Source organism: Leptolyngbya sp. AN10 (assembly GCF_050565645.1).
GTDB lineage: Bacteria > Cyanobacteriota > Cyanobacteriia > Leptolyngbyales > Leptolyngbyaceae > Leptolyngbya.
The window spans coordinates 1-12,248 of record NZ_JBNXVP010000061.1 but is presented as its reverse complement, the minus strand read 5'-3'; the positions used below and the strand labels follow the sequence as shown (position 1 = coordinate 12,248).

Below are 12,248 nucleotides of genomic sequence, written 5' to 3'. Positions count from 1 at the left end.
CTTTCAAGGGGTTCGACTAAACGAGCATGGCAGGAATCGAACCTGCGACACCCAGAACCGGAATCTGGTGCTCTATCCCCTGAGCTACATGCCCTCTCGTTACTCTGTGAGTATAGCAAGAATCTTGTCGATCGCACTCATTACAATCTAACGTTCCAAGATTCTCGTTAGGAAAGTGGGGGGTGGGGAGTGGGGAGTAGGGAACCAAATTTTACATCTCCCCACTCCCTACTCCCCACTCCTCTACGATGCCACTTTCGCCGTAGCCCGCTGTCTCGTTGGAGCCGCCTTCACCGCAGCCGGATCAGGATTCTGCATCAAGAACACCAGCAGCGGATTGCTTTGAAGCTCTCGTCGCAGCAAGCGATGAATTTCGCGCTCGATCTGAACTTGTAAACCTGTCCAATCGATCTCGACTCGACCATCAAACGTGCTGTAGAACTCATTCCAACGATCGCTTAAGACCGTCCCGATCGATTCTTCAATTCTCGATCGTAGTTGCTCTGGATTCATCGAAGTGACGACACCGCGCAAATGCACATCAGGCTTCGCAAACAATCGACCTTCGTTCGTAATAGCTGCTGCTACCGTGACAACTCCATCACCTGCTAATTGCTGACGCTCTTTCAAAACGCGATCGTCAACCATGCCCGATCGAGAAGTATCGACCAGTTCAATCCCTGCCTTAACTTTGCCAGCTTTACGAATCGAATCCTTGCTCAGTTCAACAACATCGCCGTTGTCAATAATCACCATGTTCTCAGCGGGAACGCCAGTGCTTTGAGCAGTTTGGGAGTGTTTGATGAGCATCCGATGTTCACCGTGGACAGGTAAGAAGAACTTCGGACGGGTTAGGGCTAACATCAATTTCTGGTCTTCTTGGCAACCGTGACCGGAAACGTGGATGCCTTGGTCTTTGCCGTAAACGACTTTCGCGCCGTTCATCATCAGTTTATCGATCGTATTCACAACTGCGATCGTATTTCCAGGAATCGGGTTCGCAGAGAATACAACGGTGTCACCTTCGCGGATCTTCACTTGACGATGTTCACCATTAGCGATTCTAGTCATCGCTGACATCGGTTCACCTTGCGATCCAGTAGTCAGAATCAAGACATTCTCATCTGGAGTCTTTTGAGCGACGTGCAGCGGTTGAAGTAAATCATCGCGGCATTTGATGTATCCGAGATTGCGAGCGTGGGCGATTACGTTGAGCATCGATCGACCTAACACCGAAACCACGCGACTATGCTTCTCAGCAAGTTCCAGAATCATATTAATCCGGTGAACTGATGAAGCAAAGGTCGTGATTAACAAGCGTCCTTTGGCTTGGGTGAAAACGCGATCGAGATTCGGGAACACCGATCGTTCTGACGGAGTAAAGCCCGGAATTTCAGAATTGGTCGAATCGCTGATTAGACATTGAACGCCTTTTTCACCGTATTCGGCTAATCGCTGAATGTCGAACTTCTCACCATCGACCGGAGTATGGTCGAACTTGAAATCGCCTGTGTGAACAACTACACCAACCGGAGTGTGAATTGCAACGGTGAAACTATCTGCGATCGAGTGCGTATTGCGGATGAACTCGACGAAGAAATGTGTCCCGATGCGAACAATATCGCGAGGGCGAACGGTGCGGAGTTCAGTACGATCGGAAACGCCTGCTTCTTCGAGCTTGCCTTCGAGGAGTGCAAGCGCCAGACGCGGACCATACATCACCGGAATATCTAGCTGTTTCAGGTGAAACGCAATGCCGCCAATATGGTCTTCGTGTCCGTGAGTGATGATCATGCCCTTGATCTTTTCGCGGTTCTCGCGCAGATAGGTCATGTCAGGCAGTACGATGTTTACTCCGTGCATTCCATCAGTCGGGAAGGCGAGTCCTGCATCAAGTAGGACAATCTCATCGCCGTATTCAAACACGCAGGTATTCTTACCAATTTCGTGTAGTCCACCGAGGGGAATGATTTTGAGAGCGTTAGACGAGTTACTTTGAGTCATCAGTATCCTTCAGGTTTAAGAGAAAAACTAAGAGTTCAACAGGAAGTAATTTCTGTGAACATGGAAATATTTAGTTGTGCAGAAAACTTTAGGCGTGTACCGTTTGCAGCAAGTTCAGTTCAGCCAGGACCTGCTTTACGTGACGCTTGGTTTCTTCATCGGGGGAGCAGAGCGGTGGGCGAAGTGCGCCGACTTGCCATCCTTGCAAGCTTAATGCGGCTTTAAGAGGAATCGGATTCGTCGTGACAAATAGAGCTTTGAACAATGGAAGTAGCTCTAAGTGAATTTGGGTCGCTTTCTGAACTTGACCCTTCTCGAATGCTTGGATCATCTGCTGCAATCGCGTTCCGACTAAATGACTGGCAACGCTGACGACACCTTTTGCACCGATCGCTAACATAGGTAAGGTCAAAGAATCATCTCCAGAATAAATCTCAAATTCGGGCGGGGTCATCCGTCGAATTTGGCTCACTTGATCTAGATTGCCACTCGCTTCCTTAATTGCAACAATATTTGGAACTTGTGAGAGTCGAGCTACCGTTTCAGGCTGGAGATTTTGGCTGGTGCGCCCTGGTACGTTGTAGAGCATCAGCGGCATATCCGAGGATTGTGCGATCGCTCGAAAATGTTCGTACAGTCCTGATTGCGGTGGCTTGTTGTAATAAGGGACGACCTGCAAAGATCCATCTAACCCTATTTTAGCGGCTTTTTTCGTTGCTGCGATCGCTTCTGATGTCGAGTTCGATCCGGTTCCCGCCATTACCTTAGCACGACCAGAGACTGCACGTTTCACAACCTGGAACAGTTCAAACTCTTCATCCCAAGAAAGCGTGGGTGATTCTCCAGTTGTGCCGCAAACGACGATCGTATCTGTGCCCGTCTCGACGAGGTAATCTGCTAACTTTTCTGTAACAGCGTAATCGACTGCTCCATCCGCTGTAAATGGCGTGATCATGGCAGTCAAAAGAGTTCCAAAATTTACCACACTATATTTAAACTCCTCTTATAACTATCGGTTCGTTGCTAAAGCTGGTTTGAGCAAGTTCTTTGCAATCAGTAATTCTGCAATTTGAATCGCATTTAAAGCGGCTCCTTTGCGGATTTGATCGCCACATAGCCAAAGTTCTAGACCATTTGGGTTAGAGATATCTTGGCGAATCCGTCCGACTAAAACTTCGTCTTTGCCGCTGGCATCGATCGGCATCGGGAAATAGTTCGCGCTCCAATCCTCGACAAGCTTCACGCCTGGTGCTTGCTGCAAGATTTCTCGCGCCTTCTCCACAGCAAACGGACTATCAAACTCTAGATTAATCGCTTCTGAGTGTGCCCGTAAGACGGGAACCCGTACACAAGTTGCAGTAATTCTCAGATCCGAAGCTCCGAAGATTTTGCGAGTTTCATTTACCATCTTCAACTCTTCTTCGCAGTACCCGGATTCATCGAGCTTCGAGTTGTGCGGAAATAAGTTAAACGCCAATGGATACGGCAAAATTTCGGCTTTTGGAGATTTGCCTTCGAGAATGTCGATCGATTGAGTCTTCACTTCTTCCATCGCTCGCGCACCCGCACCCGAAGCGGATTGATACGTCGATGCCACAATCCGACGAATTGGCATCACTTGATGCAAGGGATAAACCGCAACTGACATCAAAATCGTCGTGCAGTTCGGATTTGCAATCACACCTTGATGTTTCGCCGCTGCTTCTGGGTTCACTTCAGGCACAACGAGCGGCACATCCGCCTGCATCCGAAACGCGCTTGAATTATCAATCATCACGGCTCCCGCCGCCACGATATCTTTGACCCATTGTTTCGAGATTGATCCGCCAGCCGAAGCCAGCACGATATCAATATTGTTAAACGAATTCTCGTTCACTGCCTCGATCGCTAAACTCTCGCCCTGAAACGTCAGTGTTGAGCCTGCCGATCGCGGAGAGGCTAACAGCTTCAATTCAGAAACAGGAAAATTACGCTGATCCAACAGTTCTAATAGTTCAGTTCCGACTGCTCCTGTCGCCCCTAAAATCGCTACTCGATAGGATTGACCCAAAATAAATTCCTCCAAACAGGCTTCAAATTAGAAAAGCATCAATAATGATTACGTTTACGCAAAACTTAGTAAAAATAATAAAGATTTTGTTCTGTTCCTTCAGAGACTAACTTGCTTTGGGCACGAATTCAAGTCTCGGATGGAAACCCTTTTCGTGAAGAGTGTTCCCTGAATTATCGCAGAATCGCATCGCCATTTTATCAGTTTGATCCTTAAGATTCCCCCAAACGGATCGCGCAACCGTGACTAGAATCGGTTAGTATAGCTTACTGCTTGATAGAAATTCGCATTCTTTGTCACTTACGCCGATGAAAGTTACCCAGGAAAAGCTACCCGCCAGCCAAATCGGGTTAGAAATTGAAATTACGCCAGAGATGTCTCAGAAGACCTACGATCGTGTGTTGCAGGATTTCACTCGATCGATGAATATTCCGGGGTTCCGTAAAGGCAAGGTGCCGCGTCAGGTTCTGATCCAACGCATTGGAGCGGCGCGAATTAAAGCCTCTGTGATCGAAGAATTGGTCGATGCTGCGCTGAAACAAGCGATCGAGCAGGAAAAGATCGAAGCGTTAGGAAATTTCCAACTGCGATCGTCGTTCGATGAATTAATTGCCCAATATACGCCTGGTCAAGCGCTAACGTTCTCAGCATCGGTAGACGTGTCTCCTGAAGTAACGTTAAAGCAGTACAAAGATTTCACGCTTCAAGCAGAAGAAGTCAAGGCTGACCCAGAAAAAGTCGATTCGGTGATCGAAGATTACCGGAAGCAAATGGCGACTTTAATTCCGATCGAAGATCGCCCCGCTCAAAAAGGCGATGTCTCGGTTGTCGATTTCAAAGGTCGGTTCACACCTGCGGATAGTGAAGAAGAAATCGAAGTTCCAGGCGGCGAAGCATCTGATTTTCAGCTTGAACTCGAAGACGGTCGCTTTATTCCGGGCTTCGTCGAAGGTATTTTCGGCATGAACGCGGGCGAAACCAAGGAAATCTCGGTCACTTTTCCCGAAGATTATCCTCAAGATGAACTCGCTGGACGACCCGCAACCTTTGAAATTACGCTCAAAGAATTGAAGGGCAAAGAACTTCCGGAAGTCGATGATGACTTTGCGAAAGAAGCGAGCGGTGATGAATTTGAAACGATCGCTGAAATGCGCGAATCCTTAGAGAAACGTTTTACGGAAGAAGCCGAGCAGCAAACCAAATCGAACAAAGAAGAAGCCGTTCTAAACGAATTGCTGAATCAAGTTGAAGTGGAATTGCCTGAAACCATGATCGAACGTGAAGTCGAATATATGGTGACGCAGACCGCGATGCAGCTTCAGCAACAAGGCATCGATATTAAGCGGCTCTTAAATAAGGACACGATCCCGATGTTGAAAGAGCGATCGCGCCCTGATGCGATCGAGCGAATCAAGCGTACCCTCGCTCTCGGTGAAGTCGCCAAGCAGGAATCGCTCAAGGTCGAAGAAGATGAACTAAATAATAAAGTTCAAGAACTACTGACCGAGTTGGAAGGACGCGACATTGATATGAATCGGCTCAGAGGCGCAGTCGAAGAAGACTTGCTCAAAGAAAAGATTATGGATTGGCTGACCTCGAATTCATCGATCGAGCTTGTTCCTGAAGGAACGCTGAAAAAAGACGAACCTGAAGAGGTAGAGGAATCCGACGAAACCGAAGCGCAAGCGGTTGATGTAGAAGTTGTAGAGTAGGGATCACTATAAATGGCTGTGGGGTGGGTGTCTCACCTGCCCAATTCACCAATCATTTATAAATCCAATCCAGCAAATCATTAAGCATTCAGATGTAAGCCTGATAACTTATCGTTTGTTGGCTAGAATTGAACTTGTGGAACGTAGCCGCTTGCCTCATGTATAACTCCCAATCTCACGACTACATCATTCAAAATCTCAGCACGCTGGATGTCGTCTCCCAAGCCGCTCCAACCAATGTCGTTCCGATGGTGGTTGAGCAGTCTGGGCGCGGCGAACGTGCCTTTGATATTTACTCACGCCTCCTGCGCGAACGCATTATCTTCCTCGGAAGCGCGATCGATGACAGCGTTGCCGATTCTCTGGTCGCTCAGCTTCTGTTCCTTGAAGCCGAAGATCCTGAAAAAGATATCCAAATCTATATCAATTCTCCGGGTGGCTCCGTCACAGCGGGAATGGCAATCTATGACACGATGCAGCAAGTAAGCTGTGATGTGGTCACGATTTGTTTTGGACTCGCTGCTAGTATGGGAGCGTTTCTTCTGTCCGGTGGAACTCCTGGAAAACGGATGTCGTTGCCCAGTTCTCGAATCATGATTCACCAGCCGTTGGGTGGCGCTCAAGGGCAAGCGGTGGACATCGAGATCCAAGCGAAAGAAATCCTTTATCATAAGCGCAAGCTGAACGAGTTACTCGCTCAGCACACCGGACAACCGCTCGATCGCATCGAAGCAGACACAGAACGCGACTTCTTCATGTCTGCCGAAGAAGCCAAGGCTTACGGATTGATTGACCAAGTAATTACTCGGCAAAATCTTCCGAAAGCAAACGAACCTGTCGCCGCAGCAAGATAAGAGGCAGCTATGTCAAAGTACGACTCCCATCTGAAATGTTCTTTTTGTGGCAAGTCCCAAGAACAAGTCCGCAAACTGATCGCTGGTCCTGGTGTTTACATCTGCGATGAGTGCGTAGATTTGTGCAACGAAATTTTAGATGAGGAGTTGTTCGACTCCACTGCTGCTCCGCAACCTGTTCCGCGCCGAGAGCAAGCCCCAGAGAAACGTCGATCGCGTTCTGCAAATATCTCCTTGAATCAATTGCCTAAACCGCGTGAAATCAAGAAGTATTTAGATGAACACGTCATCGGTCAGGACGAGGCGAAGAAAGTCCTCTCGGTTGCGGTTTATAACCATTACAAGCGTTTGAGCTTCTTACAAGCCAAGAGCAATGGCAAATCTTCCCCAGATGATGCGGTTGAACTTCAGAAGTCAAACATTCTATTAATTGGTCCGACTGGATGCGGCAAAACGCTTCTAGCTCAGACCTTAGCTGAAATTCTCGATGTTCCGTTCGCTGTAGCAGACGCAACGACTTTGACTGAAGCAGGATACGTCGGTGAAGATGTTGAAAACATTTTGCTCCGATTGCTTCAAGTCGCTGATCTCGATGTCGAAGAGGCACAACGCGGAATTATCTATATTGACGAAATCGATAAAATTGCGCGGAAGAGTGAAAACCCTTCGATTACCCGTGATGTATCGGGCGAAGGGGTTCAACAAGCGCTATTGAAAATGTTGGAAGGTACGATCGCGAATGTTCCCCCTCAAGGCGGACGGAAGCATCCTTACCAGGACTGCATCCAAATCGACACCAGCAATATTCTGTTTATCTGTGGTGGCGCATTTGTCGGACTCGATAAAGCAGTCGAACAGCGAATGGGCAAACGAGCAATGGGCTTTGTCCAATCCGGTGAACAATCGAAAGAGAAGCGTACTGCTGATGTATTGCAACATCTAGAACCCGATGACTTGGTGAAGTTTGGTCTGATTCCTGAATTTATTGGTCGGATTCCAGTGATGGCAGTGGTTGATCCGCTTGATGAGGATGCACTCGCTGAGATCCTGACGGAACCGAAGAACGCACTCGTTAAGCAGTTTCAGAAATTGCTCAAGATGGATAACGTGCAGCTTGAATTTAAGCCCGATGCGGTGAGAGCGATCGCACAAGAGGCATATCGTCGGAAAACTGGAGCGCGGGCGCTTCGGAGCATTGTTGAAGAAATGATGCTCGATATCATGTACGAATTGCCATCCCGCAAAGATGTCACTCGCTGCACGATTACTCGCGAAATGGTTGAGAAGCGATCGACGGCTGAACTCTTACTTCACCCGTCCTCGATTCCAAAACCGGAATCAGCATAAAGCTTAACTGGCAGATTGAAAATCGAGTGATACCCTAAAAGTTACTAGGAATCAATCTGCTTTTTCAGCATGGCTTACATTTCAGTCAACGGCTTTAATCACTACTACGAATGGCTTACCGAGTCGGAAGATAATCAACCGAGCGGTAAGCCAGTTTTAGTTTTTGTTCATGGTTGGGGTGGCTCTTCAAAGTATTGGGAAAGTACAGCCCGATCGCTTTCTCATCATTTCGATTGTTTGCTATACGATATGCGCGGATTCGGTCGATCGAGAATGGACAATGCACCCGAATCGACTTATGAACTTGATGTTTATGTTAGAGACTTAGCGGGATTGTTAGTTGCGCTGAGACTTCAGAAAGTTTGTTTAAACGCACATTCGACTGGATCATCGATCGCGGTTTTATTCCTCAATCGATACGCGGAATTTGTCGATCGAGCCGTTCTCACCTGTAGCGGCATTTTTGAATATCAAGAGAGAGCATTTAAAGCGTTTCATCAGTTCGGTGGCTATGTGGTGAAATTTCGCCTGCCTTGGCTCTATAGTTTGCCGTTTACCGATCGCTTATTCATGCAGCGATTTCTCCATCAATCCGTCCCACGCGACATGAGCCGCGCATTTCTGGCTGATTTCCTATTAGCAGATGAAGCGGCAGCACTTGGAACAATGTTCTCTGCTGTGAGCGAGGAAGCAGCGACCACAATGCCCGGTGAATTTGCTCGAATTTCAGTTCCGACACTGTTGATTTCGGGTGAGTACGACAAAATTATTCCTGCCGAAATGGGAGGGAAAGCGGCGGCATTAAGCGATCGAGTTCAGCACGTCGTGATTCCAAACACCGCACATTTTCCAATGCTTGAAGATTCTGGCACTTATCTTCGATATGTCACAGAGTTTTTAGGGGTTGCGAGTCCAGTCGCTCTGTAACGTTGAACAGCGTTTCTCAATCGGTCAGAAAGCCATCGATCGTACTGTGGATAAACGGGCAATCGCTGAACTAAATCAAATCCATACGGTTCAATTAATGCCTCTAAATCCGACGCTTTTGGGTGAGGATAATCGGGGTTCACTTCATCGTGTGGACTAATTCCGCCTAAATCGGTTGCACCTGCTTCTAGACAAGCAATTAGATCGTCTGGAATCAGATTTGGAGGAATTTGAATTGCAACTGATTCCGGTAAAGTCTGACGTGCGACTTTAATTAATTCGATTAATTGTTGTGGACTAAAAGCAGCTTGAGAAAGGCTCTCTTTGTGACCAGGACTATACGGTTGGAGAATAACTTCTTGAATGTGACCGAAGCGATCGTGAATTCGAGCAATTTCTTCTAAAGTGTCGATTCGATCGCGCTCACTCTCTCCAATTCCTAACAGCAATCCAGTTGTAAATGGAATCTGTAACTCTCCAGCCCAAACTAATTGTTGCGATCGCACTTCTGGAATTTTACTCGGTGCATGACGATGAACCGTTTCTAACAAGGTTGGTGTCACTTGCTCTAACATCAAACCCATCGAAACATTAACGGTCTTTAATTTCGCCATCTCGTCGAATGTGAGAATTCCAGCATTTGTGTGGGGTAGAAATCCCATTGAAAGAGCAAGTTTGCAAAGATCAAAAATACGATCGAACCAAGCAGATCGTGAAGGATGCTGCGGATGAACTTCTCCGCTTAAAACTAAAATCTCAATGACATTCTGAAGCTTGCTCAAAATTCTTTCTGCTTCGGACAGACCCAGCCAATTGTCTTGACCTGGATCTGTCCGAAAATTGCAGTAAGTACAGCGATTAAAGCATTCGTAAGTAGGAACGATCGTATAAGCCGGACTGTAAGTAATCGATCGCATCAGCGCACCAGAATAAACCTACTATCTGGAATACCAAATTTTGCGATCGTTTGCTAAACTCTTTCGCTTCGCATAAATGTTTTTAACGTGAGTCTTGACTGTATTCAAGCTGATATTCAGCAAAGTAGAAATGTCTTGATACGAATACTTTTGCCTTAACAAGAACCAGATTTCGGCTTCTCGATCCGTCAATTCATACTTATCTTGCTCGATCGCTAATTCATTCCGCATCGATTCATGGCAATCCTCGATTAGAACCAACAGTAAGGGTTGTGGCGTGGATAAATTTATCCATCGAGCCTGCAAGCGAAAGAACAAGTCTTGCTCCTGATACTCCATAATCAGCGGCTCTGATGATTCTGCTTGGATCAATCGCTGACAAAGCTGGCAAACACTAATCGGCAATTCATCTTCTTCGTTTCGTAAGCGATCGCATAACGCTTTCGCTTTGTCATTGCAATAAACCATTGAGAGCGAAGATGCCAAAACCATTACACCGAGCGGCATCGCCTCCAGCAACACACCCCAGAGTACGTCCTGGCTAACAAAATCACCTTCTTCAGAGGGCAAACTCGAAAACTCCCGCTGATTCTTATCATTCGGAGTGTTGCGGCGAGAACGGCGGCTCGATCGCTGTTGAGCGTAAACGTTCACCCAGGCGAAATGGTGAGCGGGAGGCACAGAAAAGAAGGGAACAACCATAGATTCAGAATTGTTAAGCACTGCCTCATTGTGGTGACTGTCGTTCTGAACACACAATGAGCGCACTGAAGAATACCGAACTAACCTGAACAACAGCGAACTAGACTGAAGTAAGTTTAAGTTTTAGGAATTTCATAAGTCCTAAAGAAAGAACTAACCATAATAAAAGAAGCGCTCCAGAACCATAAACATTGCATCACTTTGGTTGGAACAGAGCGATATAAATTTAGGATGCACTTCTAACCGTTCGATCGCGAATTAAGGCAATTCTTGCTATCACAAATCGAACGAAATAAAAGCATCCGTAATTTCTCATCTCAGATTGTCGTTGATTAAGAGATTGAATAACTATCACCCAATTGGGTTGTTTCTCTCAATAATTTCACAAGCCCCCACCTGTCATGATTCCAGAACTGGTAGACCGCTTGTTTCCGATCGAGATCCAGCGTCCATACGTATCCATGATTCAGCGACGAGGCGGACTCACACGGCGCAAAGCAGAATATTTTGTGCGGTTGTGGGCTTATCTTCTCCTGAAGCAGCAAGAGGAATTAAATGGGCGGCTTCCCACAAACCTAGAAGAGCTTCATGCTCCAAACGGTTTAATCAACTGCACACATCGGGAAGCGGCTGAACTGTTCTATCAGGGACAAGATCGAGGCAGTGATCGCGCGGCTGGAATGATGATTGATCGCTTAGTTGCTGTAGGACTGCTCGATAAACAGTACGACGGAAATTCACTCTGTTTACAAATCCGATCGTTGCCTGATCTGGAATTGCCAAAACTGGAGAAACCGATCGAACTTTTTGCAGATGCGTTTAATCCGCGTACTGATGCAATCTCGATCGCGAATCTCTACACCCGGAACTATGCCCCGATGATTCGCGATGGGGCTGCAATGTCAAAAGTTGCGAAAGTTCTAAGAATTTGGTCGCAACAATACGCCACCGGAATGCGAGTTTTACGACGCTCTGACAATTACACGGTCGTTGCTGCCTCTGTGCTGTTTCCAGTTGCATCAGAGTCGGATGTTTACTTTTTCCAACCACCCAGCAGAAGTCTTTACCTCACCACAGACAATCCGGTTGACCCGTTCATCATGGCGGCTCCCGGCGATCGAAATTGCCTATCGATTTACATTCGAGCTTGGGTAATTGATCAGCCCTATCTCAGCGTTGCGACTCTCTGCCAGCTTTTAGAGGATGCACAGCAAACCTTACTGAAGATTCGGGACGACTACCCAGAGATTTGTGATTTGTACACATTAATCGTTCATCCAATTTATGAGAGGTTGCGGCAAATCCTTGGATTTGAGCGGATTTGCGAAGATCATCAGAAATCTTTTGCTTGGATTCATGGCTCTGTCGATCGTTTCTTAGAAACCGATATGAAGCAAGCTCTGTCAAATCTCAGAATCGGCGATGCTTCTCATTCTTGAAATCGGGCAGATTTTATCGATCAACCTCCGCAACTATGAATTCATTGTTACGGAAAATGAGTAGAAACTTAATTCACCCCTTTACAAAACGAAATAACTCCCTTAATCTAGATTCATAGATTGATTCGTCAATCTAATCTTCGAGTAAACCAACTAAGCACTCATACAGAACCATGACAACCACCTTACAGAGACGCGAGAGCGCAAATCTGTGGGCGCAGTTCTGCAACTGGGTCACCTCCACCGACAACCGCCTTTATGTAGGCTGGTTCGGCGTATTGATGATCCCCACATTG

Annotated in this window: 10 protein-coding genes, 1 tRNA gene and 1 pseudogene; 6 read left to right on the top strand and 6 right to left on the bottom strand. The window is 46.9% G+C overall.

All coding sequences use genetic code 11. The annotated features are described in order from the left end of the window. Window positions 1-21 precede the first annotated feature (21 nt). The 4 genes from ACQ4M5_RS38565 to ACQ4M5_RS38550 all read right to left on the bottom strand — a co-directional run bounded on the left by ACQ4M5_RS38565 (window position 22) and on the right by ACQ4M5_RS38550 (window position 4,054). Window positions 22-94: transfer RNA gene (locus ACQ4M5_RS38565), tRNA-Arg, on the bottom strand. 149 nt (window positions 95-243) lie between these two features. Next, window positions 244-2,004, bottom strand: coding sequence for a ribonuclease J (locus tag ACQ4M5_RS38560; protein WP_430681091.1), 1,761 nt, complete (start codon window positions 2,002-2,004; stop codon window positions 244-246). A gap of 88 nt (window positions 2,005-2,092) precedes the next feature. Beyond that, a complete protein-coding gene (gene dapA / locus ACQ4M5_RS38555; RefSeq protein WP_430681090.1) occupies window positions 2,093-2,989 on the bottom strand; it encodes a 4-hydroxy-tetrahydrodipicolinate synthase in 897 nt (298 codons plus the stop codon). 24 nt (window positions 2,990-3,013) lie between these two features. Beyond that, window positions 3,014-4,054, bottom strand: a complete 1,041-nt coding sequence (locus ACQ4M5_RS38550) for an aspartate-semialdehyde dehydrogenase (protein WP_430681089.1) — start codon at window positions 4,052-4,054, stop codon at window positions 3,014-3,016. A 308-nt stretch (window positions 4,055-4,362) separates the two neighbouring features. Here ACQ4M5_RS38550 and tig point away from each other — a divergent pair, with 308 nt between their 5' ends. The 4 genes from tig (at window position 4,363) to ACQ4M5_RS38530 (ending at window position 8,894) form a co-directional block, all read left to right on the top strand. Further along, the gene (gene tig / locus ACQ4M5_RS38545) at window positions 4,363-5,766 is read left to right on the top strand and encodes a trigger factor (protein WP_430681088.1); all 1,404 of its coding nucleotides are present in this window, start codon (window positions 4,363-4,365) and stop codon (window positions 5,764-5,766) included. Window positions 5,767-5,924: 158 nt separating this feature from the next. Continuing rightward, entirely contained in the window at window positions 5,925-6,620 is a 696-nt protein-coding gene (clpP, locus tag ACQ4M5_RS38540) for an ATP-dependent Clp endopeptidase proteolytic subunit ClpP (RefSeq protein ID WP_430681087.1), read from the top strand. A gap of 9 nt (window positions 6,621-6,629) precedes the next feature. Next, the gene (gene clpX, locus ACQ4M5_RS38535) at window positions 6,630-7,967 is read left to right on the top strand and encodes an ATP-dependent protease ATP-binding subunit ClpX (protein WP_430681086.1); all 1,338 of its coding nucleotides are present in this window, start codon (window positions 6,630-6,632) and stop codon (window positions 7,965-7,967) included. Between the two features lie 69 nt (window positions 7,968-8,036). After that, the gene (locus tag ACQ4M5_RS38530) at window positions 8,037-8,894 is read left to right on the top strand and encodes an alpha/beta fold hydrolase (protein ID WP_430681085.1); all 858 of its coding nucleotides are present in this window, start codon (window positions 8,037-8,039) and stop codon (window positions 8,892-8,894) included. Here the strand turns inward: ACQ4M5_RS38530 and cofG are convergent. Together cofG and ACQ4M5_RS38520 are read right to left on the bottom strand one after the other, a co-directional pair. Next, entirely contained in the window at window positions 8,840-9,811 is a 972-nt protein-coding gene (gene cofG / locus ACQ4M5_RS38525; protein ID WP_430681084.1) for a 7,8-didemethyl-8-hydroxy-5-deazariboflavin synthase subunit CofG, read from the bottom strand. The two genes, ACQ4M5_RS38530 and cofG, sit on opposite strands and share 55 nt — an antisense overlap. 21 nt (window positions 9,812-9,832) lie before the next feature. Next, entirely contained in the window at window positions 9,833-10,513 is a 681-nt protein-coding gene (locus ACQ4M5_RS38520; protein ID WP_430681083.1) for a helix-turn-helix transcriptional regulator, read from the bottom strand. 401 nt (window positions 10,514-10,914) lie between these two features. Between ACQ4M5_RS38520 and ACQ4M5_RS38515 the strand changes: the two genes are divergently transcribed. Together ACQ4M5_RS38515 and ACQ4M5_RS38510 are read left to right on the top strand one after the other, a co-directional pair. Next, entirely contained in the window at window positions 10,915-11,952 is a 1,038-nt protein-coding gene (locus ACQ4M5_RS38515; protein WP_430681082.1) for a hypothetical protein, read from the top strand. Between the two features lie 173 nt (window positions 11,953-12,125). Beyond that, window positions 12,126-12,248 (top strand): annotated as a pseudogene (locus ACQ4M5_RS38510) (photosystem II q(b) protein); the annotation flags it as partial.

Excerpts from the sequence above, each read along its gene's own strand:
- ACQ4M5_RS38560 (WP_430681091.1), bottom strand. The coding sequence starts at position 2,004 with ATGACTCAAAGTAACTCGTCTAACGCTCTCAAAATCATTCCCCTCGGT.
- tig (WP_430681088.1), top strand. The coding sequence starts at position 4,363 with ATGAAAGTTACCCAGGAAAAGCTACCCGCCAGCCAAATCGGGTTAGAA.
- clpP (WP_430681087.1), top strand. The coding sequence starts at position 5,925 with ATGTATAACTCCCAATCTCACGACTACATCATTCAAAATCTCAGCACG.
- clpX (WP_430681086.1), top strand. The coding sequence starts at position 6,630 with ATGTCAAAGTACGACTCCCATCTGAAATGTTCTTTTTGTGGCAAGTCC.
- ACQ4M5_RS38530 (WP_430681085.1), top strand. The coding sequence starts at position 8,037 with ATGGCTTACATTTCAGTCAACGGCTTTAATCACTACTACGAATGGCTT.
- cofG (WP_430681084.1), bottom strand. The coding sequence starts at position 9,811 with ATGCGATCGATTACTTACAGTCCGGCTTATACGATCGTTCCTACTTAC.
- ACQ4M5_RS38520 (WP_430681083.1), bottom strand. The coding sequence starts at position 10,513 with ATGGTTGTTCCCTTCTTTTCTGTGCCTCCCGCTCACCATTTCGCCTGG.
- ACQ4M5_RS38515 (WP_430681082.1), top strand. The coding sequence starts at position 10,915 with ATGATTCCAGAACTGGTAGACCGCTTGTTTCCGATCGAGATCCAGCGT.